This window comes from Croceibacterium aestuarii, from assembly GCF_030657335.1.
Lineage (GTDB): Bacteria > Pseudomonadota > Alphaproteobacteria > Sphingomonadales > Sphingomonadaceae > Croceibacterium_B > Croceibacterium_B aestuarii.
In genome coordinates this window covers 3063928-3090088 of record NZ_CP131039.1, presented here as the reverse complement: position 1 = coordinate 3090088, position 26161 = coordinate 3063928, and the positions used below count along the sequence as shown (strand labels likewise).

At 65.6% G+C, this 26161-nt stretch carries 22 protein-coding genes; 7 read left to right on the top strand and 15 right to left on the bottom strand.

The genetic code is table 11. From position 1 onward, the window contains the following. Nucleotides 1–52: 52 nt before the first annotated feature. The 4 genes from kce to Q7I88_RS15275 are packed head-to-tail and all read right to left on the bottom strand — an operon-like array spanning nucleotide 53 to nucleotide 4104. Nucleotides 53–988, bottom strand: a complete 936-nt coding sequence (kce, locus tag Q7I88_RS15290; RefSeq protein WP_305096767.1) for a 3,5-dioxohexanoate:acetyl-CoA acetone transferase — start codon at nucleotides 986–988, stop codon at nucleotides 53–55. Between the two features lie 11 nt (nucleotides 989–999). Next, entirely contained in the window at nucleotides 1000–2460 is a 1461-nt protein-coding gene (locus tag Q7I88_RS15285) for an NAD-dependent succinate-semialdehyde dehydrogenase (protein ID WP_305096766.1), read from the bottom strand. Further along, the gene (locus tag Q7I88_RS15280; RefSeq protein ID WP_305096765.1) at nucleotides 2457–2915 is read right to left on the bottom strand and encodes a nuclear transport factor 2 family protein; all 459 of its coding nucleotides are present in this window, start codon (nucleotides 2913–2915) and stop codon (nucleotides 2457–2459) included. Before Q7I88_RS15280 ends, Q7I88_RS15285 begins: the two co-directional genes overlap by 4 nt. A gap of 34 nt (nucleotides 2916–2949) precedes the next feature. Beyond that, entirely contained in the window at nucleotides 2950–4104 is a 1155-nt protein-coding gene (locus Q7I88_RS15275; protein ID WP_305096764.1) for an iron-containing alcohol dehydrogenase, read from the bottom strand. 253 nt (nucleotides 4105–4357) lie between these two features. Between Q7I88_RS15275 and Q7I88_RS15270 the strand changes: the two genes are divergently transcribed. The 4 genes from Q7I88_RS15270 (at nucleotide 4358) to Q7I88_RS15255 (ending at nucleotide 8583) form a co-directional block, all read left to right on the top strand. After that, complete coding sequence (locus tag Q7I88_RS15270; RefSeq protein WP_305096763.1) at nucleotides 4358–5659, top strand: MFS transporter; 1302 nt, start codon at nucleotides 4358–4360, stop codon at nucleotides 5657–5659. Nucleotides 5660–5795: 136 nt separating this feature from the next. Continuing rightward, nucleotides 5796–6755, top strand: a complete 960-nt coding sequence (locus Q7I88_RS15265) for an AraC-like ligand-binding domain-containing protein (RefSeq protein ID WP_305096762.1) — start codon at nucleotides 5796–5798, stop codon at nucleotides 6753–6755. A 315-nt stretch (nucleotides 6756–7070) separates the two neighbouring features. After that, entirely contained in the window at nucleotides 7071–8012 is a 942-nt protein-coding gene (locus tag Q7I88_RS15260) for an amidohydrolase family protein (RefSeq protein WP_305096761.1), read from the top strand. A 7-nt stretch (nucleotides 8013–8019) separates the two neighbouring features. Further along, entirely contained in the window at nucleotides 8020–8583 is a 564-nt protein-coding gene (locus Q7I88_RS15255) for a gamma carbonic anhydrase family protein (RefSeq protein ID WP_305096760.1), read from the top strand. Between the two features lie 103 nt (nucleotides 8584–8686). On the opposite strand, the gene Q7I88_RS15250 is transcribed toward Q7I88_RS15255, so the two are convergent. Next, complete coding sequence (locus Q7I88_RS15250) at nucleotides 8687–11218, bottom strand: TonB-dependent receptor (protein ID WP_305096759.1); 2532 nt, start codon at nucleotides 11216–11218, stop codon at nucleotides 8687–8689. Between the two features lie 51 nt (nucleotides 11219–11269). After that, nucleotides 11270–12196: a DUF6282 family protein gene (locus Q7I88_RS15245; RefSeq protein ID WP_305096758.1), complete on the bottom strand. Its 927-nt coding sequence runs from the start codon at nucleotides 12194–12196 to the stop codon at nucleotides 11270–11272. A 292-nt stretch (nucleotides 12197–12488) separates the two neighbouring features. Between Q7I88_RS15245 and Q7I88_RS15240 the strand changes: the two genes are divergently transcribed. After that, on the top strand, nucleotides 12489–13388 hold the full coding sequence (locus tag Q7I88_RS15240; protein ID WP_305096757.1) for a helix-turn-helix domain-containing protein: 900 nt from the start codon (nucleotides 12489–12491) through the stop codon (nucleotides 13386–13388). 12 nt (nucleotides 13389–13400) lie between these two features. Continuing rightward, nucleotides 13401–13802 carry a DUF1330 domain-containing protein gene (locus tag Q7I88_RS15235; RefSeq protein ID WP_305096756.1) on the top strand — a complete coding sequence of 134 codons (402 nt, stop codon included), beginning with the start codon at nucleotides 13401–13403 and terminating at the stop codon, nucleotides 13800–13802. 21 nt (nucleotides 13803–13823) lie between these two features. On the opposite strand, the gene Q7I88_RS15230 is transcribed toward Q7I88_RS15235, so the two are convergent. The 5 genes from Q7I88_RS15230 to Q7I88_RS15210 form a co-directional block, all read right to left on the bottom strand. Further along, entirely contained in the window at nucleotides 13824–14606 is a 783-nt protein-coding gene (locus tag Q7I88_RS15230) for an SDR family oxidoreductase (RefSeq protein WP_305096755.1), read from the bottom strand. A 39-nt stretch (nucleotides 14607–14645) separates the two neighbouring features. Further along, a complete protein-coding gene (locus Q7I88_RS15225; protein WP_305096754.1) occupies nucleotides 14646–15371 on the bottom strand; it encodes a DUF8021 domain-containing protein in 726 nt (241 codons plus the stop codon). A gap of 1 nt (nucleotide 15372) precedes the next feature. Beyond that, on the bottom strand, nucleotides 15373–17487 hold the full coding sequence (locus Q7I88_RS15220) for a nuclear transport factor 2 family protein (protein ID WP_305096753.1): 2115 nt from the start codon (nucleotides 17485–17487) through the stop codon (nucleotides 15373–15375). 158 nt (nucleotides 17488–17645) lie between these two features. Beyond that, entirely contained in the window at nucleotides 17646–18848 is a 1203-nt protein-coding gene (locus tag Q7I88_RS15215; protein WP_305096752.1) for an MFS transporter, read from the bottom strand. 9 nt (nucleotides 18849–18857) lie between these two features. Next, entirely contained in the window at nucleotides 18858–19910 is a 1053-nt protein-coding gene (locus Q7I88_RS15210) for a LacI family DNA-binding transcriptional regulator (protein WP_305096751.1), read from the bottom strand. A 190-nt stretch (nucleotides 19911–20100) separates the two neighbouring features. Between Q7I88_RS15210 and Q7I88_RS15205 the strand changes: the two genes are divergently transcribed. Continuing rightward, a complete protein-coding gene (locus Q7I88_RS15205; RefSeq protein WP_305096750.1) occupies nucleotides 20101–22083 on the top strand; it encodes a glycoside hydrolase family 3 protein in 1983 nt (660 codons plus the stop codon). Here Q7I88_RS15205 and Q7I88_RS15200 read toward each other — a convergent pair. From Q7I88_RS15200 to Q7I88_RS15185, 4 genes are all read right to left on the bottom strand, one after another. Then, nucleotides 22080–22919 (bottom strand): HAD-IIA family hydrolase, encoded by an 840-nt coding sequence (locus tag Q7I88_RS15200; RefSeq protein ID WP_305096749.1) that lies wholly within the window; start codon nucleotides 22917–22919, stop codon nucleotides 22080–22082. The two genes, Q7I88_RS15205 and Q7I88_RS15200, sit on opposite strands and share 4 nt — an antisense overlap. A gap of 156 nt (nucleotides 22920–23075) precedes the next feature. Further along, nucleotides 23076–24536: a hydroxymethylglutaryl-CoA lyase-like TIM-barrel protein gene (locus Q7I88_RS15195; RefSeq protein WP_305096748.1), complete on the bottom strand. Its 1461-nt coding sequence runs from the start codon at nucleotides 24534–24536 to the stop codon at nucleotides 23076–23078. A gap of 119 nt (nucleotides 24537–24655) precedes the next feature. Then, on the bottom strand, nucleotides 24656–25126 hold the full coding sequence (gene accB / locus Q7I88_RS15190; protein ID WP_305096747.1) for an acetyl-CoA carboxylase biotin carboxyl carrier protein: 471 nt from the start codon (nucleotides 25124–25126) through the stop codon (nucleotides 24656–24658). Continuing rightward, entirely contained in the window at nucleotides 25123–26160 is a 1038-nt protein-coding gene (locus Q7I88_RS15185) for a PEP/pyruvate-binding domain-containing protein (RefSeq protein WP_305096746.1), read from the bottom strand. Before Q7I88_RS15185 ends, accB begins: the two co-directional genes overlap by 4 nt. Nucleotide 26161 lies beyond the last annotated feature (1 nt).

Here is a 26161-nt window from a genome sequence, read left to right as displayed (position 1 = left end):
TCCTGATAGACCGGGTATCCTCGCGGAGCCCGGCCGTGATCTTATGCGGTCGTCAAAAGCCTACCCGGTCGCCGCCCTTGAGGCCGAGCATCTCCCGCGCCTCGGCCGGGGTGGCCACTTCGCGGCCGAGCGCTTCGACGATCTGGCGGATGCGCGTGACCTGTTCGGCGTTGCTCGCCGCGAGCTGTCCCTTGCCGATGAACAGGCTGTCTTCCAGCCCGACCCGGGCGTGGCCGCCGAGCAGCACCGACTGGGTACAGAAGTCCATCTGGTGGCGGCCGGCGGCGAAGGCCGAGAGGAAATAGTCGTCGCCGAAGAGGCTGTCGGCGATGGTGACCATGTGCGCCAGGTTGCGCGGGTCGGGCCCGATGCCGCCGAGGATGCCGATCACCGCCTGGATCAGGAAGGGCGGCTCGACCAGGCCGCGGTCGGCGAAATGGGCGAGGGTATAGAGGTGGCCGACGTCGTAGCACTCGAACTCGAACCGGGTGCCGTAAGCGTGGCCGACCTCGACCATGATCAGCTCGATGAAAGCGTTATCGTTGTACATGATGCGGCCGCGGCTGCTCTCGACGTACTCGCGCTCCCATTCGTGCTGCCAGGTCTCGACGCGTTTCCCGGCGGCGGAGAAGTCGAAGATCAGCGGCCCCATGTTCAGGCTGCACACCTCGGGCTGCGCAGCATGCGCGCCTTCGAGCCGGGCATCGAGCGACATCGTTGCGCTGCCGCCGGTCGAAATATTGATCACCGCATCGGTGCTCTGCTTGATGCGCGGGAGGAAGGCCATGAAGTCTTCCCCGCGTGGGCTCGGGCTGCCGTCGGCGGGATTGCGCGCGTGGAGGTGCAGCACCGCCGCGCCGGCCTCGGCCGCACCCAGCGCCGCTTCGGCGATCTGGTCCGGCGTGACCGGCAGGTGCGGGGACATCGACGGGGTGTGGATCGATCCCGTCGGTGCGCAGGTGATGATGACCTTGCTGGATTTGCGCATCGCGTCGCTCCCTAGAGCCCTGCCTTGCAGAGATATTTGATGCTCAGGTATTCGGCGAGCCCGTGGTGCGACCCTTCCTTGCCGAGACCGCTCATCTTCACGCCGCCGAACGGGGCGTGCGGGGTCGAGATCAGCCCGGTGTTGATTCCGACCATGCCGCTTTCGAGACCGCGCGAAACCCTCGCGATGGTCTTCGGGTCCTCGCTGCACATGTAGGCGGCGAGGCCGAATTCGGTTGCGTTGGCCAGACGCAGGGCCTCTTCAACCGTCGCGAAGCCGATCACCCCGGCAAGCGGGCCGAAGGTCTCTTCGTGGGCCAGCTGGGCATCGGCAGGGACATCGGCGAGCAGGGTGGGGGCGAACAGGCGCCCGGCTGCCTCGGTTCCTCCGGCGACCAGCCTCGCGCCGCGCTCCAACGCGTCATCGCGGTGCTCGGCGACCTTGGCCTTGCCGGCATCGTCGATCAGGGGGCCGATGTCGCTGGCAGGGTCGAACCCGTCGCCCGCCTTCATGCCGGAAACCCTCGCGCCGAAGGCCTCCACGAACCGGTCGCGGATGCCGTCCTGCACATAGATGCGGTTGGCGGCGATGCAGCTTTGCCCGCCGTTCCTGAACTTGGCGACCATCGCCGCCTCGACCGCGACCTCGAGATCGGCATCGTCGAACACCAGCAAGGGGGCGTTGCCGCCGAGCTCGAGCCCGAGCTTCTTCATCGTCGCGGCGGATTCGCGGTAGAGCTGGACGCCGATTTCGGTCGACCCGGTGAAGGAAAGCTTGCGCACGATCGGCGATGCGGTGAGCACCCCGCCGATCTCGCGTGCCGAGCCCGTGAGGATGTTGAACACGCCGGCGGGTACGCCCGCTTCTTCGCCCAGCCGAGCGAAGGCCAGCGCGGTCAGCGGCGTCGCGCTGGCGGGCTTGGCGATCATCGTGCAGCCGGCCGCCAGCGCCGGGCCGACCTTGCGCGTGAGCATCGCGAGCGGGAAGTTCCACGGGGTGATCGCCGCGGCGACCCCAATCGGCTCGCGCTCGGCGTAGAGCCGCCGGCCGGGCACGGGGGCGGGGATCGTCTCGCCCAGCGCGCGGGTCGCTTCGTCGGCGTAGAATTCCATGAACCCGGCGCCGTAGTCGAATTCGCCCTGCGCCTCCGTGAAGGTCTTGCCGTTCTCGCGGGTGATCAGCCGGGCGATGTCGTCGCGATTGGCCACCAGCAGCTCGAACCACCTGCGCAGGATTGCGCCGCGTTCGCGGGCGGTCTTCGCCGCCCAGGCCGGGAAGGCCTCTGCGGCCGCCGCGACCGCTTGCCTGGCCTCGTCCTCGCCCAGGTTGGGGACTTCGGCGAAATCGTCGAGCGTGAAGGGATCGTCGACCGCTATCGGCGCGCGATTGCCGCCGATCCATTTGCCGCCGATCAGGTTCTTCGCAATCAGCAGGTCGGTGTTGTCGAGCGCGCCGCGTTGCCTGTTGCTCACTTGTCCTCGTCCAGCTTGGGGTTGGTGACCGGAACATCGCTTTCGAACAGGTGTTCGAAGCGGCGATAGGTGCACAGCCAGCGCCCGTCGCGCCGCACGTAGCGGTCCGTCGCCAGACTGATCGTCACCGGCTCATGACTCGGCTGCGGCCTGACCCCGTCGCGAGCGTATAGGAACAGGAAGTTGGTCGCCTCGGCGCTGTCGGCGCCGGTGAAGCGGGCGCGAAAGTTGGTGAAGCTGTGCACCGACAGACGGTCGCCGCGGTCGCGGCGCCAGTCGTAGAACTGCTGGATCTTGGCCACGCCGATATAGCTGGCGAACTGGCCATGGAACTCCGCGTCTTCGGTGTAATAACCGGAAGCCTCGCGGCCCCCGTTGAAGTCGATCTCGTGCCAGTAATCGGCCAGCTGAAGCGCCAGTTCGGCATTTAGCTGGAGCAGGTCTGCGTCGGCCATGGGCGATTGTTTCTCCTGGTAAAACGGTGTCTTGTCAAAGCGCGGCCTGGTAGATCGCCTGGGCATCGGCCTCGGTCACTTCGCGCGGATTGCGTACGAGCAGTCGCTGCACGGTCATCGCCGCGGCGGCCATGTGCGGGATCACGTTGTGGCTGATGCCGAATGCCGCGAGATGCCGCTCGATGCCGACCGCTTCGGATAACCGCTCGATCCGCTCGACCCCGGCGAGGGCGGTCGCGGTGTCGTCGGCCCGGCGTCCGGTCCCCAGAGCTTCCGCAATATCCGCATAGCGGCCGGGCGCGGCTTCGAGATTGAAGCGCAAAACGTGCGGCAACAGCAGCGAATTGGCGACGCCGTGGGCGATGTGGAACTCGCCGCCAAGCGGGTAGGCGAGGGCATGCACCGCGGCGGTGTTGACCGGCCCCAGGCACTGTCCGCCCAGATGGCTCGCGCGCAGCATCCCGGCGCGCGCCTCCATGTCTCCGCCATCGGCGCAGGCGCGCTCAAGATAGCGCCCCACCAGACGGATGCCCTCGAGCGCCCACTGGTCGACCACCGGATGCGCGAACCGGTTGGCGTAGGATTCGATGCAGTGGGTCAGCGCGTCGATGCCCGTCGCTGCGGTCACTCCGCGCGGCATCGACCGCGTCAACTCGGGGTCCAGGTACGCGAAATCAGGCACCAGGTGCGGGCTGACGACGCCCTTCTTCAGCTGCGCCCCGGTATCCTCGACGATCGCGATCGGGGTTACCTCGCTGCCGGTTCCGGCGGTTGTCGGAATGCATGCGAGCGGCACTTTCCGCGGATTTAAGAGATCGGTGCCGACGACTTCCGCGAAGTCCTGTTCGCCGTCTATCAGGGCCGCGACGAGCTTGGCCACATCCATCGCGCTGCCGCCGCCGAGGCCAATGACCCCGTCGGCCTCGAAACGACGCGCAACGTCGAGCGCGGCGGCGAGGTCGGCCAGCGTGGGTTCGCCCTCGCTCGCCTCGAGGACCTCAACCGCGCAGCCGGCTGCCTCCAGCGCGCGCACCGGTCCGTTGCACAGAGCGCGGATCGGCGCGCCGGTAATGAGCAGAGTCCGGAGACAGCCCGCGGCCGTCAGGTCCGCAGCGCAGTCGTCGGCCACGCCCTGGCCCAGCCGGACAGTCCGGACGTTGTGCAACATCAATTTCTGGGGATCTGCCACGCCTCGCTCCTCGTCGGTTCCATTCCCCGCAAGACCGGTCTGCCGTCTTGCCCCAGGCGGCTCGAACGGTTGCGCGCGTTTGGCCGCCGCGGCAACTCGCCGCGCCGCGCCGGTCAAGCCGTCGCTTGCCCAAAGCCTAGCTTGCGGCGAAGGACCGTGGACGGGCCGCGCTTGTCTGCGCGCTTCGTCTGGAAGAATTCCCGCCCAGTCGAGGGGCAGAGGACGGCTTAAGTCGGAGAGGTTTCAAGCGCATATGGCGATGTTCACCTGGTACCGCGACGCGGACAAGAAAACCCGCCGCATCTTCTGGACCTGCAGTGCCGGCTGGGCGATGGATATGGCCGACGGGGTGGTCTATTCCTACCTCATCCCGGTGCTCGTCGCCGCGCTCGGGATGACGCTGGCGCAGGCGGGATTCATCGCCAGCGTCAACTATTTTGCGGCGGCCCTGGGAGGCTGGATCGGCGGCTGGCTGTGCGATCGCTATGGCCGCGCGCGGATCCTGCAGCTGACGATCCTGTGGTTCTCGGTCTTTTCCTTCATCAGCGGTTTCGCTCAGGACTACCAGCAACTGCTGGTCGCGCGGACGTTGCAGGGCCTCGGCTTCGGCGCCGAATGGGCGGTCGGGGCGGTGCTGCTGGGTGAAGTCATCATGCCCAAGGACCGCGGCAAGGCGCTCGGCACCGTGCACAGCGGCGCGGCGATCGGCTCGGCACTCGCCGCATTGCTCGCCGGCCCGGTGGCGGCCGCGTTCGATCCCGACATCGGCTGGCGCATCGTCTTCTGGAGCGGGATCCTGCCGGCCGCGCTGATCTTCTTCGTCCGCCGGGGATCGGACGATTCCGAGGTCTACAAGAAGGCTGCGGCGCAGGCCAAGGAGAACGGCACGCGCCTGAGCATGGCGGCCATCTTCAGACCTTCGGTCCTCAAGATCACCATTCTCGCTTCGATCCTTTCGCTCGGCGTGCAGGGCGCGGCCTATTCGATCAGCAATTACGTCACTTCGTTTCTCAACCTCGAACGCGGCTTGCCCATCGCCACTGCCGGCGTGCTGGTCATGTTCAACAGCGCGGGTGGCTTCTTCGGCTTCCTGAGCAACGCCTATGTCAGCGACGCGATGGGCCGGCGTAACGTCTTCCGCCTGTTCGGCGCGGGCTTCGTAATCACCGCGACGATCTACCTGTTCGCCCCGCTCGGCAGCTCGGTCTATGCTCTCGGCCTTGCCGGCTTCGTCTATGGCTTTTTCCAGTTCGGCATGTACGCCAGCTTCGGACCGTACTTCACCGAGCTGTTCCCGACGGAATTGCGCGGCACGGGGCAGGCTTTCGCCTACAATTTCGGACGGGCGGGAAGCGCCCTGTTCATCATGGCCGTGCCGCTGGTGGCGATGTCGATGACGCTGAGCCTGGCAATGCTGGTCCTGGCCATCTCGGGGGTTGCAATCCTCGTCATCGCGACAATCCTGCTGCCTGAAACCGTGGGCAAGGAACTGGAGGGCTTGGGCGATCCCGCATTCCGGCCTCAGCCGGAGCGAGCCGTTCCGCCAGCGGGTTGAGGGGAACCACGCCCCCGCTCAAAAACGAAACACTGTTTCGAAAAACTTGACTCCCGCCTATTAGCATGCGAACTTTCCTCCATTGGGAGAGCGATGGATACCCGGCGCAGAACGGGATCTCGGGAGAGCAGAGAGCATGGAACTATTGTCGACGCAGGGGATGCCCGTGGCTGGTCGCGCGGCTGCCTGGGGTGAAATCTATGCGACCAAGATGAGTCAGTGCGAGTTCACGCCGGGCGACACCAACAGGTTCGACGCGGAGCTGAGGATCGGACAGTTCGGTCCCGTGAAGCTCGCGCGGCTGTCGCTCGATCGCTGCAGCGTCGAGCGCAAACACATTCACATCGCCCGCAATTCCCCTCGGCTCTTCAATTTCCTGCTTCAGGCAGAGGGCGCGAGCACGTTCTGTCACAACGGCCGCGAGTCCCAGCTCGAGGCCGGCGATTTCGTGCTCTGCGATACCGGGCTGCCGCATTACTTTTTGACGGACGACCACTCGGTCACGGTGATGGTTCGCGTGCCGGGTGAAGTCTTGCGGACCTATCTGCCCACTCCCGAGCAATTCTGCGGTCGGCGGCTGGGCCGGGCAACCGGCGTGACCAGCGCGGCCGCGGCGATGGTGCGGGAACTGAGCAGCGGCATCGGCGGAGAAATCGATGGCGGATACGAGGATCGGGTCGCACGCTACCTGCTCGAGATGATCGCGATGTCCTACACAATCGGCGTCGAAACGGTCGAAGAAGCCTCTGCCATCGCCTGGCAGCGGCGCAAGGACGTGATCCAGTTCATCGAGGACAACTTGCGCGATCCCGAGCTCTCGCCGGCCTCGATCTCCGCGGGACTGAGGATTTCCCCGCGCTATCTGCGGACCGTGTTCGCGCCGGGCGGCGAGAAGATGAGCGCCTACATCCTGCGCCGTCGGCTCGAGGAGTGCGCTCGTCAGATGGCCAATCCGTCATGGGGTGTGCACACGCTGACCGAGATCGCTTTTTCCTGGGGGTTCAACAGCGCCGCCCATTTCACGCGCACCTTCCATGAGAAGTACGGCATGCCGCCGCGCGAATACCGCCGCATGCGGCTGGCCAAAGCGGCCTAGGCGACGCCTAACACCCCGTCTGTCGAGGCGGGGTTCGACACAGTGTGATCTCTATTGGGCGGCTCGGATTCGCGGGATTCCGGCCGCTGTCCGGAGGCGCAATTACGGCGTGGCCGGCAGGCAAGTTATCCGGCCTTGGCAGGCAAGTCATTGTACTCTCGGACACCGTAATCGGGCTCAGGGCCATGATCGCTGGTTCGAATATTGCCTCCGGGGGACCCGCTCGTTGACCGAGTAACGCCTTGGACCGGTGTGCGAGTATGTCGGTTTGGAGCCGGGGCGGAAACGCCCTGGAATGGGAGGAACAGTGGAGGCATGTCGGCCAATCTACTCGACACGCACGCTCATCTGATAGCCGACGATTGGGAAACCTATCGCGCCCGCCCGTTCACACCTGACCTCCCGGTTCCGGAGCGGCCGGCCTTCACGGTGACGGCCGAAGCCCTGTTGGCCCTGATGGACCTGCACGGTGTCGACCATGCCTGCCTGGTCCAGCGCGGCCACGTCTACGGCTACGACAACAGCTACATCCTCGATTCGGCACGCCGGTTCCCCGGCAGGTTTCATCCGATAGTGATCCTGGATACGCAGGACCCGGCAACGCCGGACACCTATCGCCGGATGGTGCGGAACGACGGCGTCGCCGGGTTCCGCATGGCCAACAGTCGCCCCTGGATCCTTGACACCGGATGGATGAGTTCGCCCACGGCCATGAAAATATGGCAGGCATGCGCCGAGCTGGGCACGCCGATGACGATCATCGTGTTCGACAACCAGCTGTCCTATGTCCTCCCGCTGATCAAGCTAATCGCGGGCAAGTTCCCGGAGCTGGCGATCATCCTCGACCACGGCGCAATGCCCTATGGCATGTCACAGTACGAGGTCGCCCTGCGTGAGCAGGCAGGTGAAACCGTGACCATGCCGCCGCCGCCGGACTATGGCATCGAGGGGACCATCGCGATCTTCGCCGACGTGCCGAACGTCTATTTCAAAATCACCGAGATCAACATGGAGCGGCTGGTAAAGGCCGGGGTTCCCGCGGCGGGGCTAATCCGCCGGATGGTGGACGTGTTTGGTCCAGACCGACTCGTCTGGGGCTCGGACGTAGGGCAGAGCATGTTGTGGGATTACGCCACCAAGGTCGCCATGGCGCGCGAAGCGGCCGGCGAGCTGTCGGAAGTCGAGAGCTGCAAGTTTCTGCACGACAACGCGGCGCGCATCTATCGCCTCGACAGTGTGACGACCGCAGCCGCGTGATTTGGCGATGAGCGGTCGCCTCACTATCCTCCCGTTCGATGGCAAGACTCCGCGCATCCACGCGAGCGCGTTTGTCGCTCCTGGTGCCCGGATCATCGGCGACGTCGAGATCGGACCCGAAGCCAGCATCTGGTACAATTGCGTTCTGCGCGGCGACATCAACAGCATCGTCATCGGCGCACGCTCGAACCTGCAGGACGGTACCATCGTGCACGTCGAAGGTCCGCGGCCGGGCGCCGAAGGCCTTCCGACGGTAATCGGCGACGATGTCCTGGTGGGCCACATGGCCATCCTGCACGGCTGCGTTGTCGAGGATCGCGCGTTCGTGGGCATGGGCGCCATCGTCATGGATGCGAGCCGGCTGGGAAGCGGGGCCATGCTGGCCGCCGGGGCCATGCTCACGCCGGGCAAGGCTATCCCCGCAGCGCAGCTATGGGCGGGTCGGCCGGCGGTATTCCGGCGCGAACTCCGTCACGAAGAACTCGCGGGCATGGCAAAGCAGACGCAGCATTACGTCGACAATGCCCGTCGCCACCGCGCGTCCCTGATCGAGGCCGGCCTCGAACAATAGTTGCCGTTGCGGGCGCCTTCGCCCCGACCATAAATCGCTTCCGAAATGAATTGGGTCCGAAAGCCATCGGCCTTCGGACCCGGTCGCCTGCCGCTCGGGAGGCTCAGAACTTCTTCTCGAATTGCAGGTACCACTGCCGCGGCGCGGCCGGCTGCCCCTGGACGTTCGATTGGCCGAAGTCCTGCAGGATGAAGAAGTTGTCGTAGTGGATCTTGTCGAACAGGTTCGTCACCCCCGCCGCGATGGTGAAGCCATCGTCGGGCAGGGCATAAGTCAACCGCGCGTTGACCAGCGAATAGCCCGGCTGGTTCCAGTTGGTCGTCCGCGTGCTGGGCGCCGTGCTGCCTTGGTAGCTCCAGTCCACGCGCGGGGTGATCGTCCCGCCGAGCGGCGCGCCTTCGATGAGGTACTGGATCCCGGCGTTGGCGCTCCAGAACGGCTCGGCCTGGCGCGGGTTGATCGCCCTGCTGTCGATGTCCGGCGAACTGAACTTGTGATAGCCGAGCGCGCCGTTGATCAGAAGCCCGTCGACCGGTTCGGCGGTCATTTCTGCTTCGAAGCCCCAGATCGTGGCCGGCGTGTTTATGTAGTAATTGCGGATGATGCACGAATAGCCGGTCACGTTGTTGGCGATTTCATCGGCGGTGCGCGCCCGGCAGGTGGTCGAGCCGTCGGGGCCATTGGGAAGCGGAATGACGACACTGTTGCCGGACGTGGGATTGCCGTTGGCGTCGAGCAGGATTTCCTGCCCGCCCAGCGCCTGCGGGCGCTTGTTGAAGTCGGTATAGAAACCTGCGAGATTGAGGCGCAGCCGCCGGTCGAACAGGTCGAGCTTGGCACCGAGTTCGTAGGCAATGTCTTCGTTGCCGTCGAACTGGGCGATCTGGCTGGGCTGCTGCGGCCGCGGGTTGAAGCCCGGTAGAGTGTAGCCCGTCGCCGCCGATGCATAGAGCAGGACGTCCGAGCTGACCTCGTAGTTCACGCCCGCTTTCCAGCTCACGACTTTCGCCTGCGGCGTGACCGCGAATTCGATGTCGCCGGGATTCGGCGTGGTTTCGACCAGGTTCGAAAGCGAAACCACCTTCTTGTCGTCCGAATAGCGCAGACCGCCAGTGAAGCTGAGGCCGTTGTCGAACGGGCGGATCGTCGCGTTGGCGTATACCGCCTTGCTGAGCGGATCGAAGCTGTTGTTCAGATAGCGGATGAGGCCCGTACGCGGCTGGTCGATGACGGCGTGCTGGAACCCGCTGGCATCGAAGTAGAAGGCGCCGACGACCCAATCGATCCAGTCGGACTTGCCCGAAAGACGTAGCTCCCCGGTGAAATAGTCATTGGTGACGACGTTGGTGGTCATCTCGGTCTGAAGCGGTGTGCCGTCCTTCTGGTAGACGTGCGTCTCGTCGAGCGAGCGGTATCCGGCGATGGCGGTCAGGTCGATCGTGTCGGTGAGCCCGACCACCAGCTTTGCCGAGAACCCCCAGTTGGTCAGGTTGCCCCTGGGGTCGAGCGTATGGCCGCCGTGGGTCGACATGCCGTTGTAATAGCTGTGCCCTGGGATGACCGTACCGGCGCCGATCGGATCGTTGTATGTCTCGTAGGTCGAATACGGGTCGCCGGTGATGAAGCGCGAATCGTATGCGGCGTTGTAGTAGGCGAACGAGGCGTTCTCGTTCGGAGTGTTGAGCGCCGGATTCAGCGATAGTGTGGTGTCGGCAGGGTTCTCCGACGTATCGCGAATGTATTCGCCGGTCACCGTCAGTCTGACGTTGCTGGCCGGCTCCCAGGCGAGGCTGCCGCGCACGGCTTGCACGTCCTCGCCGCCGAGATGGCCGATGACGCAGTCTTTGGGTGAGAATTTGGGGTTGCTGGTCTTCGCGAGGTCGTAGGGCGGGATGTCGCCGATCAACCCGGGCGTGCCGCGCCGGTTCATCTCGCAGGCGAAGTCGAGCACGCGCTGGTATCCCTGGCGCTTCTTGTAAACGCCCGAGGCCATCAGCGCGAGGTTCTCGCCCAGTGGGATGTTGAAGCCCGCGCGAACGTCGGTGCGATGATAGCTGCCGACCGTCATCTGGATATATCCGGACCGTTCGTCGAAACGCGGCTGCTTCGAGACGATATTGACCGCACCTGCCAGCGAGTTGCGCCCGAACAGCGTCCCCTGCGGTCCGCGCAGGACCTCGACGTGATCGATGTCGAGCAAGTCGAAGTTGGAACCCAGCAGCGTCGGATAGTAAATGTCGTCGACGTAGTAGGCGACCACCGGATCGTTACCGATGTTGGTGTCGCTTGCGCCGATGCCGCGGATCGAGGCCGAAACTCCGGGACCGAAGGCACCGTGAGTGCGGCGGAATTCCGCGTTCGGCACCACCGCAGTGAGATCCGCAACCGACTTGAGGCCGCGTTCCTCGAGGGCCTCGGCCGTTACCGCCGTGATGGCGATCGGGGTGTCCTGCATATTGGTGGACTGGCGCGTAGCGGTCACGACGATGTCGGCGATGCCCCCGGAATCCTGAGACGCCGTAGCGTTCTTTGCCGCGTCACCCGTTCCGGCATCCTGCGCCAGAGCCGGCGTGGCCACCGCGGCTGCCGCGGCGAGCGCCAGCACGGAAACGCGATTCTGCCCAATTTTCCTCATCTTAAGCAACTCCCATTCGAATGTTCTGATTTCTCTCGAGCGACGACCGGCTCATGACGGCAGTCCGAGAAGGCTAGCCGCGTTGCCGCCGACCAGGCGGCGTATTTGCGCGTCGTCGAAGCCGAGCTCGATGCACAGGCGGATGACCGAACGAAAGCCGCTGACCGGAGTCGGATTGTCGATCTGACCGAGATCCGAGCCGAGGATCGTCCGCTCGGTGCCCCCCGCGTCGATGACGTCGCGCAGCTCGTCGCTCGGATAGTAGTTGAAGCGCGATTCCGGGATGAACATGCAAAGCGAATGCTCGATGTAGGCGCCGCCATCGGTCAGTTCGCGGATATCCGCGTATGTCGCATCGATGGTGTAAGTCGGATGCTGGACGAGGCGCCGATCCACGCCGCGGGACTTGGCTTCTTCGAACAGTGGCCAGATTTCCGAGATGTGCAGATGGCCGGCGGACAGGACCGCGTCGAACTCGGCGATCTGGTCGAGGATTTCCTTGACCTCGTCTTTGATCCGCCCGTCTTCGTCCACGACGGTGAGCATCTTCGGCCGCTTCATCGGCTGGCTGGTCGGCAGCAAGTGGCCGTGGCGGTTGTGGCGGATGTGGTTGGCGGCCGAAAACGTCGGCATCCAGACCAGCCTTGCTCCCAGCTTGAGGCCATGGTCGACCGCGTAGGGATTGAGACCACCCGACGTGTCGTTGAGCGGCACGCCGGAGAACATCGTGACTTTCAGGTGCCCGAAGTGCGCAGTGAGAAGCTCGGTGACGGGCGTCGCCGAGTAGAAATGGTCCTTGAACAGCAGCGCTCGCATTCCGGCTTCGGACGCCTCTTGCAGCGCCTCGATGTGATCGATCATCCGCGGCATGACCGAAGGACCGCTGTGGCAGTGCATGTCGATCGCGCCCACCAACAAGGCGTTCACGCGTGCTTCGACGTCGCCTCCGCCCGTCAGCGCTGCGCTACCCTCAACCATCTCCGCTCCGCACCGTTCTGTGTTTGTGGCGGCGACGTCTATGGCCGGCGGAGGCGGCCTGAAAGGCTGATTTCGCAGCTTTTCGCGTGGCGAAATCCTCGTCGTCGCAGCGGGTTGGGCCTGGGCTTTGGGCGGGAGCCGGCGGGCAAACGCGACCGATCCTTTTCGGTCAGATCAGCGAGCCGTTTTGGGCCATTCCGCTGTGCGGAAACTTCCTATGGTGAATTGCAAGGAACGACCGGCCCGAGCTTTCGAAGGTGCAAGGCACAGCAAGGATTCCGGAGCCGACTCAATGGGATTCGAGGACGTCGGAGTGGAGCGGCAAACTCACAGCGAAAAGGGAGGCAGCATTCGCTCGGTCGAACGGGCGATCGATGTCCTGCGGGCGCTCAACCGGCGTCCGTTTTCGACACTCCACGACCTACATTGCGACACCGGCTTGCCGAAGCCTTCGCTCGTGCGGCTTTTGCGTACGCTCGAGGCGAAAGGCCTGGCCACCCGGTCTTCGACGTACGGGGCCTACCGGCTGCTCGGCAGCGTCAAGTCGCTTTCCAGCGGCTTTCATCATGAACCGCGGATCGTCGAGGTGGCCGAAATCCCAATGATCGAATTCACCCGGCGCGAGGGGTGGCCGCTGTCGCTGGCCCTGTTCGACCTCGATGCCATGGTGGTGCGCGCCTGCACCATCAGGTTCACCGCGATGTCGCTCGAACACGCCGCGCTCGAACGACGCCTGAGCCTGCTGTCGCACGCTATGGGGCGCGCTTATCTTGCCCACAGCGCTCGCCACGAGCAGGAAATTCTGCTGTCGATCCTGCGACGCAACCAGCAATCGGGCGTTGAGCCGCCGATGGACGATGAAGCGGTCTCCGCGATGATCGCTCGGGTTCGCGAGTGCGGCTACGCCTTTCGAGACCCGTTGTGCAACCCGCGCTCGTCGACGATTGCGGTGCCGGTTTTCGAGAACGGAAGCGTTCTCGCCACCTTGGGATTCACCTGGATTTCTGCGGCCATGACGCCGCGCCAGGCGGCGGAGCGCTATGTACCCGGGCTCACCGGCTTGGCCCGGGAGATTTCGGCGCAGCTGGAGGGTCCCTCACCAGAACCGTTCGCCCCGCAACCCGCGCCAATCGGCAGCCTGCGAAGTGGGCCTCGAACCGCTGCGCCGATGTTTCTTGAAGCCGCGACCTAAAGGGATCGATCGATGCATGCGAAGCCTTTCGTCGCGCTCGTGGGCGCCGCCGCGCTGGCAGCCTGTGCCGCCGGCGCACTTTCGTCCGCTGCACTGCCCCCGCCGAAGGCCTATGTCGTAGCCGAGATTACGGTGAAGGATCTCGCCGCCTATCGGCGATATGCCGCCGCCGCTTTCCCGATCATCCAGAAATACGGCGGCACATTCCTGACCCGGGGCGGAACGACCGTGGCCGTCGAAGGCACGCCGCCGGCCGAGCGTGTGATGATCATCGAATTTGCGAGCCTGGCACAGGCCAAGGTGTTCGAATATTCGCCTGAGTACGAGGCGATAGCGCCGCTTCGGCAATCCTCGGCGGACAGCCGGCTGTTCATTATCGAGGGTACGGCGGATGCCAGGGCCAGCAAGCCGTGAACGGCCCGTCTCTTTTTCCCCTCAGAGTGCGGCGATATAGCCGCCGTCGAGCGGAATGGTCGTTCCATTGACATAAGCGCCGGCGCGCGAGGCGAGAAATACCACCGCGCCTTCGGCATCTTCGGCGGTCCCCGGGCGGCCAAGCGGGACGTGTGTCGCAATGCTGTTCTTCACCGCATCGGAACTCGTGTCGGTCAGTCCGGACGGAAATGGCCCTGGCGCGATGGCGTTGACGGTGACGCGGTCCCTGCCCAGCGCCTTGCATAGCGACCGGGTCAGGTGATGGATCGCGGCCTTCGAAGTGTTGTAGGCATGCGCCTCCCAATTGGGAATGTGCAGCCCGCCGATCGAGCCGACGTTGATAACCCGGGCAGGGTCGTCGTCGTTTGCCGCTGCCCGGAGTTGCGGCAGCAATTGCTGGGTGAGGAAGAACGCCGCCCGAACATTGACGTTCATGACCAGGTCCCAGTCCTCCACCGTCATGGCGGCCAGGCTGCCGGCTGCGTTCGCGCCCGCGTTGTTGACCAGTATGTGAAGACGTTCCTCTCGTTCGGCGAGTTGCTCCGCGAGCTTCCCGGGGCCGCTTTGGTCGCTGAGTTCGGCCGCCAGGCCGATGCACTCACCGCCCGGACCGGCCAGCTCTTGCGCGAACGCGTCGATCTGGCCCGGGTCGCGCCCGGTGATATACGTTCTCACACCCCGCCCGACGAGCCCGCGGGCGATCATCGCGCCGATACCCCGGCCGCCGCCGGTAACGAGAGCAATCTTGCCGGTCAGCGAAAAAAGCGGGTCGAGCATATTCATCCGGGTTTCCAGTCAAATCGGCGGGTTCAGCGCCGGTATTCAGCGCTGCGGCAAGGGGTCGGCAGAGGGCCAGGCACGAGGGGTCGAAATTGGCAGGGTCGCAAAGAAGGCGTTAATCGCGCGAATCTGCCCGCCCCAGATCTTGAAGGCTTCGTACGCGGTGATCACCCCGTTCTCCACCCGATAGGCTTGCTCGGCGAACGCCGTTCCAGCGTCGGTGAAATTGCCGACCCGAAGGCCATCGGCATAAGTCAGCGCGGTGGCGATCAGCGCGGCGCGCGATTGCTTTTCTCCGGGAGGGACAGGATCGTTCATGCCCCGGATCGGTGCGCCGAGTTCGGTCGGCTGGAAGCGGGAATCGGGCGTGACGCGCTGGACCAGCGTTTCGATGCCGGCAATCTGCTCGCCGTCCATGTGCAGCAGCACCGAATAGAGCACCGGAACGGCGCCTTCGAATAGCTCGACATGCGCCGCTGCCACATGCTTCGAGGTGTCGAGGTAGTCGTGCCGGAAGTCGCCCTTGCGCGTGACGGTCTGCCACAGTCCTTCGCCCAGCCGGAGTTCGTGCGAATCCTCGGTAAAGCGCGCGTTCGCTGTCAGCGGGAGCGCCGAGGGATCGTGCGCCACGAGGGCGTCGATATAGCGTGTCAGCATGCCCGACAGGCAGGCGCGATCGCAGTCAGCGGCGCTGGCCTGGGTCGAGGCGAGGGCCAGCGCGGCGATCAGCGCGATGCTCAGGCGCCGGACCAGGTGGTGCGGGCCCATTCTACTTTACCGCCTTCGGTGCATCGGCCGGATCCGGAAGGGTCAGTTCCACACCGTCGACCGAGGGGCCGGTTGGCGGCATCTGGTAACCGTTGCTGGTCAATCGGACCTCCGGCCTGATTTCGCAGGGAACACAGTCGGGCCAGTAATGCGGCGGCTCCCGGCCGCTCACCGGGTTGCGATAGTGGAACCACATCGGGAGGATGCCAGGCCAGTCGATCTTGGTGCCGGTGCCCCCAGCAAACCCTTCTTCGCGTCGGCCCAGATCGGTCAGCAGGAGGTCGGGCGGATAGCGTTGCAGCAAGGGGCTGGCGCGCATCCCGCCACCGGGAGCGGGCGGCTTGGCTGCCGACCAGCCGCCCTGCCAGTCGGGCATCATCATGTAAGGCTCGTCGATGGTCAGCGTCCACAGCCGCCAGATGCCGTCTTCCAGCACGACCTGATCGTTGGGATACATCCCGGTCTGGATCGAGCCGGGCTTGTTGGGCTCGCCGCTCGATGCATCGTATTTTCCGGTGTTCGGGTGGAAGAGATAAGTCCTGAGAAGCGCCGAACGGCCGTCGTGCGAAACGTTGATCACAGGCGCGATGCGCCAGTGGACCGCCAGTCTTTCGCGCATCACGGTCGAAGGATCGGGCGTCTTGCCGTACATCGCCGTCGCGGCGCCCGCGATCCGGTCGCGGCCGAAGTAGTAGCCCGCGAACGGCGATTGCTTGTTGCCCTTTTCCGCGAAGATCCCCGACATGCACGGCCACTGGAAGTCGTCGAGGCAATTGCCGTAGGCGGACGAGACGTTCTCTGTTCCGTCCCATGCCAGCGAGCGCAGCAGCCGGCGCTGCACGTCCGACAGGTCGGTAGTCTCGGGACGCGAACCCTCGGGCGCGGGGCCGCTGAGCGCCTTCGTGTCCGCAAGTTTGAAACCGGCGGTTGCGACCGGCTTGCCCGTGGCCGGATTGGGCCCCAGCCACGCCGGCATGGGCGGCCTGACGGCCCCCAGCCTGCCGCCGGTGCCCCAGCCTGTGCCGTGATCGGCGTCCATCACCGGTGTGATCCGCATCTCGCGAATCTTCCACAGTCCATCCTCGCGTACGAACCGGTTGCGGAATACGTTCACCTGCCAACTCGACGTGCCGGCGTCGGCGTCGCCGATCATGGCCAATTCGGTACCGCGGGTGAAGGCCTCGAGGCCGCCCGGCATGACGCTTACCAGGGTGTCGAACGGCAGGTGGTCGTTCAGGATGCCGTGGCTGAGACCTTGCGGCCCCATCTGTTGCATCGCCTCGCGGACCCCGGCCTTGCCCTTGTACACCTTGCCGCCGATATCGATCATCCCGTCCGCGGCGAACAGGTCGGTCACGTCGTCCCACATGCGCATATCGACGTAGTAGCCGTAGGCGTTCTGCAGGTTGCGGATGTCGTCCTGGTCATTGAGGTTCGCAACGCGGTTCGACAGCGCCATGACTGTGGCGCCGCTGGCCGGCGGCGGACCTTGCGGGTTGGGTACCGGAATGCCGGTCTCGTCTACCCTAAAGTGATACGGGATGATCGGCAGGCTCTTCTGCCCGACATTGCTCCAGCCAGTTCGGTAATCGCCTTCGTATTGCGGGTAGTAGTGCAGGGTGGCGATCTTCCAGCGACCGCCTTCGAGCACGTATTCGTTTTCGTACAGTCCGCCTTCCATCCATGCACGGCCCTTGCCGTCGCCGCGCAAGGCGAGGCCGCGCCAGCGTCCCTTGGCCGACTGGCCATCGACCGACAGGTTCACCAGCGGATCGTCGATCAGTTCGGTGTTGAGCGCGCCCGGATCGGACGCCGGCCCGCCATGGGCGGCGATCCACCTGGCAATCGCGCTGCGGCCCTCGACGACCTCGTCCCCCCAAACGATCTTGCCGTGCGGCGAAAACAGGTCGGCCATGTCGTTCCACAGGCCGAACTGGGCGTATTGCGCGTAGCTGCGTTGCAAGTCCTTGACCGCTCGCAGCGATTCAAGCCGGGTCACATCGCGCGCCGTTGCGTCGAGCTGGGCGGGTGTTGGCGCCTGGGCCTGGATTGGCGCACACGGCGTCAGGACGACGAAAAGAACCGCGGCGAGGCGGAGGTTGCTAATCCGAGGCATCTCGATCGCTCCCAAGGCGTTTGGCGCGCAGCATGTGTGGCGGTCCGGTGAGAGGCAAGGGCGAACCTCTGCGCGGGGCACTGAAATGGCGATGATTGAGCCACTTCAGTCAAAAGGACGCCGGCAAGCGGATCGCGATCGGTTTGTGGGAACGTCCTTCAGGCATGCCGCGATAGCGAAAGCAGCAGCATGCTCGAGGCGGCGGCGAAGCCGGCCAGAAGGAAGAACAGCGCGCCGAAGCCGAAGACTGGTACCAGGGCCAGGGCCAGCCACGGCATGACCAGCGAAGGCACGGTATTGGTCAGGTTGAAAAGCCCGAGATCGCGGCCTCGGTGCTCCGGCCGCGAGAGGAAACGAAGCGTTTGCGCAGAATGGAGCGAAAGGAACGCGGTCGAGGTTAGTCCGAAGATGCAATATCCGGCGACTGCGACCGGCACCGAACCGGCAAGGCCCATGACCACCAGGCCGGTGGCCGAGAGCGCCGTCCCGACGACCAGCGGCCGGGCCGGGCGGCCGCTTCGATCCGACCAGTACCCGGCAAGGAACGCGATGGGAACCGATCCGGCGAGAACGATGCTGAACAGGCGCGCTGTGTCGTTGTCGCCGACACTTTCGTCGAGCGTTCGCAGCCAGACGTAGAGATAGGCGAACAGTGCGGATTCGGCGATCTGGATCAGCAATCGCGCGATCCACATTCTGCCGACCGCGGAGTGCAGGAGGTGGGCGAGCTTTTGGTGCAGCGGCACGGCCGCGGCGCCGCTGTGCAACAGGTCGGGGAACGGACGCGGTTTGCCCATCAGCACCGCCGGCAGCACGCACAGCGGGACAAGGACGGCGACCAGCCACAGCCTGCCGTCGCCGCTCGCCAGACCCGGCATGGTCACGAGGGCTCCCGACATCGCGCCGATGGCCGGGGCGAAGGCGATCAGGCCGCCCAGGACCCCCTTCTGATGGTGCGGGATGCAGTCCCCCGCCCAGGCGGCGAGCGGGGCGAGCATGAGGTTGAGCGACAGCTGCCACGCGACGATGTGCAGCAGCAGCCGGCCATAGTCCGGGGTGATCGGCATGGTCACCAGCAGCGTGCTGGAAATCGCCACCCCGGCGACGATCAGTCCCCTGCGGCTGCCCGTCTTGTCGCTCAGCCATCCGAAACCGATATTGCCGAGGCTGGCCGCCACGGCGCCCACGAAGGCGATCTGCGCCAGCCACTCGACGCTGGCCCCGGGGGCCACCGCACTGACCCGAACCGGCAACAGGATGGACAGGAACGGAACGTAGGAAACCGAGCCCCCGGCCCACGCCAGGGCATAGAGCAGCAGGAAGCGGGTCGACTGGTTTCGCGTCGCCAGGTCAGCGGGCATCGGGCCGGATCACCCCGCTGGCGCCGAGACCGAGCCGCGTTCCACGAGGCTGCCGGACACGATCACGGGCTGTTCGGGCAAGTCCTCGCCCCGCTGCGCGGCGATGATCAGTTCGACGGCCTTCGATACGGTCTCGGCGATCGGCTGGTCGATTGCGGTCAGCCCGGGTTGGGTGAAGCGTATCGTCGGAGTGTTGTCGAAGCTGATGAGTGAAAGATCGCGGGGCACGTCAAGGCCGAGTTCGCGCGCGACTTTGAGCGTGGCCAGGGCCATCTGGTCGTTGCTGGCGATGATGGCGGTGGGGCGGCGGGGAGAGCCAAGCAGGTCGCGCGCCGCCTTCTCGCCCGACGCGAAGGTGAAGTCGCCTCGCGCCAGAAGGCCCGCGGTCGTGACGCCCGCTTCGGCCATCGCCGCGCGCCAGCCGTCGATGCGCCAGCCGCTCACGCCGTACTCTTCCGGCCCGGCGATCAGTCCGATCCGCTCGTGACCGCGGCCGAGCAGGTGGTCGGTGGCGAGCCGCGCCGACCGCTCGTCGTCCATCTGCACCACGATGCCCGCACCGCTGCCGCGCGAGCCGATGCGCACGAACGGAATGCCCTGTTTGGAGAGCAATCCGATGATCAGGGGGTTTTCCGAATGCGGCTGCGTCAGGATCACGCCATCGGGCCGCAACGCGGCCAGCGCCGCGGACAGCTCGCGCTCGACGTGGTCGTTGTGGGTATCGACCAGCTCTATGAGAAGGCGATACCCGTGCTCGGCGCACTTGAGCATGCCGCCAAGAAGCATCTGGTCGACCCAATCGGTGCCCGCGCGCGCGCGCCAGTCGGCGACGGTTCGCTCGCGATCGTTGAGGGCGAGGATCAGGTACGAGCGCGAGCCGCTCATTCGCTGCGCGGCGATCGAGGGGACGTAGCCGAGCTTGTCGATCGAGGCCTGCACCCGCTGCTTCATTTCCGGGCGGACGTTGGGCTCGTCGTTGATGACGCGGCTGACCGTCTGCAACGACACGCCCGCATCGGCAGCGACATGCTTGATCGTTACAGCCTGCCTGCGCCTAGCCATTCACGTGGTTGCCCTCCCAAGGAAGCATCTCTGCTGGCGCTGGATGCAATCCGCTTTTCCGTCGTTGGGAATTTTCGTATTTGATAACGTTCACAGTGTCAAAGGATGCGCCTGGGCCATCGACCTCACGCGGAAAGAAGCGCTGTTGATTCCTCAGGGGCATGCGTCATTGTGCTTCCCGGAAAGGCCGATGACCATGCAGACCCGGGTTTCGTCCGCCGCCTTTGGCTGCGCGGCTCTTGCGGCCATTCTAACGCAAGGATGCGTACCCAATGTCGGCGCACAGGCGCCGCAGCCCGCGATCGAGGCGCGGGTTAAGCCCGTACTGCGCATCGACGGATTTCGGTTCCGCGATCTCGACGCCAACGGCCGACTCGATCCCTACGAGGACTGGCGCCTCGACGATCAGGCGCGGGCCCGCGATCTCGCCTCGCGCATGACCGTGGCGGAAAAGGTCGGCACGCTGATGCACGCGACCTTGCCGGGGCTGGAGGGCGAGCTCGGCGCGGCGGCGGCATACGACATGAAGGCGCTCGGCGCGCTCGTTAACGACAAGCACATCACCAGCTTCATCACCCGCCTCTCGCTCCCGCCCGCGGGCCTCGCGGCGCAGAACAACGCGGTCCAGGAGCTGGGCGAAGGATCGCGGCTCGGCATCCCCGTCACCGTGAGCACCGATCCGCGCAATCATTTTCAGTTCGTGCTCGGCGCTTCGGCAGAGGCCAAGGGCAATACCCAGTGGGCCGAACTGCTCGGCTTCGGCGCGCTAGGCGACGCCGAGCTCGTCCGCCGCTTCGGGCGCATCGCCGCGCGCGAGTACCGTGCGCTGGGCATTCACATGGCGCTCTCCCCGCAGCTCGATCTCGCGACCGAGCCGCGCTGGGCTCGCGGTAGCGGCACATTCGGCAGCAACGCCGCGCTCACCAGCCGGCTCGGCGCGGCCTATGTCGCCGGCTTCCAGGGCGGTGACGACGGGCTTGCCCGCGACGGGGTGATGACGGTGGTCAAGCACTGGGTCGGATACGGCGCGGAGCCCGAGGGGTTCGATGCGCACAACTGGTACGGCCGTCTCGCCCGGCCGGGGAAATTCCTTCCCCTGCATATCGAAGCGTTCCGCGGCGCATTGGCGGCGAAGACCGCGGGTGTCATGCCGGCCTATCCGATCATGGCCGACACCACGCTCGACGGGCAGCCGCTCGAACCAGTGGGGCCGGGCTTCAGCGAGCAGCTGCTGGGCGGACTGCTGCGCGGCACGTTCGGCTACAACGGCATCGTGCTGTCCGACTGGGCGATTACCCGCGACTGCAACGAGCGCTGCCGCGCGCCCACTGCGGCAGCCCCGCAGCGCCCGCAGGACATCTCTACAGCCTGGGGCGTCGAGGACCTGACGGTGCGACAACGCTATGTGAAGGGCCTTGCCGCCGGGCTCGACCAGTTCGGCGGGACCGACGATGTGGGGCCGTTGCTGGCCGCGGTGGTCGGGGGCGAAGTGTCCGAGGCCCGGCTCGATGTATCGGTCATCCGCGTGCTGCTGCCCAAATTCCGCCTCGGGCTGTTCGAGAACCCCTATGTCGATCCAGCCAGGGCGCAGGCCGCCGCGGGGACTCCGGAGGACTTTGCGCTCGCCGCGCGGACCCAGCGCGAGGCGCAGGTCCTCCTCAAGGACAAGGGCGTGCTGCCGCTCAAGCCCGGCGCAAGGGTCTGGCTCTCCGGGATGGACGCCGCCGCCGCTCGCGCCGCGGGTCTGACGGTTGTCGGCGACCCGGCGCAGGCGGATGTCGCCATCGTCCGCGCACAAACGCCCTCGGAGTTGCTGCACCCCTATCACTTCTTCGGCCGGCTTTACCATGAGGGCCGGCTCGACTTCCGGCCCGGCGACGAAGCCTACGAGGCACTGCTGCAGGCCGAGGCACATGTTCCCACGGTGCTGGCGATCTTCCTCGACCGCCCGGCGGTGCTGACCAGCGTCGAGCCGCTCACCGACGTGATCCTCGGCAACTTCGGGGCGAGCGACGCTGCGGTGCTCGACGTGCTGACCGGCAAGGCGACCGCCAAGGGGCGCCTGCCATTCGAACTCCCGCGTTCGATGGCGGCGGTCGAGGCGCAGGACCCGGCGGCGCCTGACGACAGCAAGAACCCGCTCTACCCGCGCGGCGCCGGAATCGTGCGCTAGTCGAGCCAGCCGGTCGTCAGCAGGTCGGCCACATTCTCGAGGATCAGGTCCGGCTTGCGGTCAGCCGTCTGGGCTTCCCACTCATCGCGGGAGGTCGAGCCGCTGGTGACGGCGATTCCGGTGGCCCCGCCGTAATGCGCCATCTCGATTTCTGCCTTGGCATCGTCACCCACGACGCCAACCTCGTTTTCCGCCACGCCTAGCTGTTCGGCAACCAGACGCAGCGCGAGCGCCGAGGGTTTGCCGCAAGCCTCTGGCTCTCTTCCGGTAATCCGCGCGACTGCGCCGTTGATCGCGCAGCTGTATCCGAATGCGCGGCCGTCCCGTGCCGCGAAATAGGGGATGTCGGAGGCCGTCAGGAAGGCGGCTCCCTCGAGTACCCGCTCGCAGGCCAGGTGGATATCGGTCATCGTGCAGTCGGGATGCCAGGCCACGTAAACCGCATCCGCCGAATGCGCATCGGCCGATGCGGGATCGACGCATGGCACGCCAAGCTGTTCGAGCGCATCGGACACCCCCGATGTGCCGAGAACGAGAACGCGCTCGTAGCCACGCTCCACCGTGGCTCGGGCGGCGACCGAATTTGGCGTGAAGAGACGCTCGTCGGGGATCGGCAGACCGACGGCGCGCAGCTTCGGGCCTTGAACCGATGCCGGATAGGCGCTGCCGTTGGTCATCGCGATCCACGGGACGCCGCGCTCGTCGAGGGCGGCGAGCGTTTCTGCGGCGCCCGGGATGACGGTATATCCGCCGAGCTTGCGGTCGCTGAGGATCAGCGTGCCGTCGAGGTCGAACATGAAGCCCTTGGGCGGGACAGGGGAGCGGTTGGAATTCAAGGATATGCTCGCTTTCTGGGAGGTGCCTTCCCTTTACCCGTCATGCTGAACTTGTTTCAGCATCCATCCTTCGCTCCGCAACGACGGTGCGGGTGGAGAAATAGACCCTGGAAAAAGTTCAGGGTCACGTTGACGGGAAAAATCGGCCTGAACGGTTCACGCTTCGAGTTCCAGTTTGAACTCGTCCTTCTCGATTGCAATTCCGTCGATATCGGAGCGCTTGAGGACGTCGCGCATGAGGTTCATCACCGCCACGGTTGAGGGATCGTATTCGCGCGGCGCCGGGCCGGCTTTCCGCATCGCATCGACGAGGTTCGCCGGCATCGTCGCGCGCAGCAGGAATTCCTCGTCGGAAAGATTGCTGCCGATCCGTTTCCTGAGGTCCGAAAGTTCGGCCATGCCGGGTTCGGCCTCGAGCTCCTTGGTGCGCGGATTGGCCATGATCCGGTCCATCACCTCGTCAGCGATGGGCACGTTGGGCCGGCCGAACCTGCCGAGCGCATAGCGGATGATCTCGTCGGGGATCACGCCGTAGCGCTCCTTGCCGGTGACGTTGAGCATGGCCTGGGTTTGCAGCATCTGGGCGAACGGGGTCATCACGATCGGCCAGCCGAGCTCCTCGCGTACGCGCCCCATCTCGTCGATCACCTTGCTTTCCAGCTCGGGCACGCCGTGGTCGGCGAGATGGCGGCGCATCGTGCCGACCATGCCGCCGGGCAGCTGATGGCGCAGGTAGGCCGCATCGAAGTGCATCGGACGGCCCATCGGCAGACCTTCCGCTTCCGCTAGCGCGGTAAAATATTCGGCCACCTCGCGAGCGGCCTCCTCGTCGATGTCGACACTATGGCCCATCGCCTTGAGGTTGGCGATCATCCGGGTGATCGGCGGGTTGCTGGTCCCGTCGGCGGCGCCGCCGCTGGCGCACTGCACCGCCGCCACGCCGAGGTCGGCGGCCTCGAGGCAGGCCGGCTCGGCGAGGCCGGTGGTGCAGTGGTTGTGCAGTTCGAGCGGCTTGTCGCCGATTTCGGCCATGATTGCCGGGATCAGCGTGCTCGCGCGCTTGGCCGACAGCAGCCCGCCCGGGTCCTTGATATAGAGCGATCCGATGTCGGGGCTGGCCGCCATGATTCGCGCCGCCTCTGCATAATGCGCATCGTCGTGGATCGGGCTGAGCGTGAAGACCAGCGCGCCGACGACCTGTTCGCCGCCCGCGCGCTTTACCAGCTTTGCAACCTCGACGTTCGATGCCGCATCGTTGTTGGGATCGGCCAGCGCGAAGCGGCGGATGCCATTGCCCGCCAGCGTGCGAAAGGCCAATTCCATGAACTCGGGGCTCGCGGTCTCCCAGGCGATGAAGCGGAAGCCCGTCGAGAGAAACTGCAAGGGTGTGTTCCTGCAGATCTGCGCCATGGCGCGAATCCGCTCCCACGGGTCCTCTTGCTTATAGCGGACGGCCACACCCATGTGCGTGCTGGTGGTGAAGTCGATCGCGCGATAGCCGGCGCGCTCCATCACCGGAGCTATGGTAAGCGTCTTGGCGGTATCGATGCCCAGCGCGCCCCACAGGCACTGGTTGCCATCGCGCAAGCTAGTTTCGACGATCTGGAGCTCAGCCACGATGCACGCTCACAAGTACCGTTCGTGCTGAGCTTGTCGAAGCACGTCTGCGCAACCGCTGAGCCGGCTCGCCCTTCGACAGGCTCAGAACGAACGTGGAGAGGCGCCTCGCGCTCATCCTAACCCACCTTCACTCGGATAAGCGGCTGGCCTTCCTCGACCGCGCTGCCGTTTTCGGCGAGCACCGCCACGACGGTACCGGAGACCCCGGCCCGGATCGGGTTCATCAGCTTCATCACCTCGATGATGGCGATAGTCGTGTCCTCGTTGACCGTGTCGCCGACTTCGACGAACGGCGGGTCGCCGGGGCGCGGCGAGGAATAGAAGTTGCCGAGCAGCGGGGCCGGTACGTCGACCTCGCCGGCCCTGGCCGCGCCGGCTTCCTGCGACAGGGCCGGAGCCGGCGCTTCGGGAGCGGGGGCGGGCTCGGGCTCAGGCGTTTCCTCGAACGACGCAGGTTCTCCGGCCCAGCCACCGCCATCGCGGCGGATGCGCAGCTTGAAGCCGCCCATCTCGAGATTGAGGCTGGAGAACTTAGATTCGTCGAGCAGCCGGGCGATCTCGGCGATGTCGGCAGCGGTCAGGCTCAACGCTTGCCCCCGCCGAAAATGCCCATGACGTGAGCGAGCGGGTTGGCCTGCGGCTCGGCGACCGGACGCGATGCATCCTTCATCGCCCACACAGTCTCGGGGCGGCTCTGCAGCATCATCAGCTTGCCGTCCTTGTCGAAGGCCCACTCGATGTCCTGCGGCTTGCCGTAATGGCGCTCGATCCGGCGGCCCACTTCGCGCAATTGCTGCAACTCGTCGTCGGACAGGCACGGCTTGGTGCGTTCATCGCCCGCCAGCTCGACTTCCCTGATGCCGCCGCCTTCGGCCATGACCTGCTTGGCGTGCTTGTCGGAGATGTCGCGCACGCTGATCTCGCCGGTAATCTTTCCCATAACCCAGCGGTCCGGGGTGACCTCGCCCGAGACCACCGCCGAGCCGAGGCCCGGCGCACCCTCGATGGTGATGACCGACTTGTCGCCGCTGGTCGGCGAGCGGGTGAACATCACTCCGGCGCAGCGCGCATCGACCATGCTCTGGACGACCACCGCCATCGCGACATTGCTTTCGGGGAAGTCCTGCTTGCGGCGATAGGTCATGCTTTCGACTGAATAGAGGCTGCCCCAGCACTCGCGCACCTTCTGCACCATGTCTGTGCCGCTCAGCACCCACAGGAAGGTGTCCTGCAGGCCGGCGAAGCTGGCGTCCTCGGCATCTTCGGTGGTGGCGCTCGAGCGGACGGCGACCGCGCCGGCGCCGAGTTCGCCATGCGCCGCGAGAATGGCCGTCTCGACCTCCGCCGGCAGTGGTTCCTCGACTACCCGGCGGCGCAGTTCCTCCGACAATTTCGTGGCCGCCCCCATGTCATTGGGGTCGAGCGCCTCGACCTTGGCGCGAACCGGTTCGCGTGCCTCGAGCGCTTCGAGGAAAGTCTCGAACGCCGATGTGGTGACGACAAACCCGGGCGGTACCGCGATCCCGAACTGGGTCAGCTCACCGAGCGAGCCGCCCTTGCCGCCCACCGTCGGGCGGTCGACAATGCCGACGTCCCTGAACCAGGCAACCGCATCGCTCATC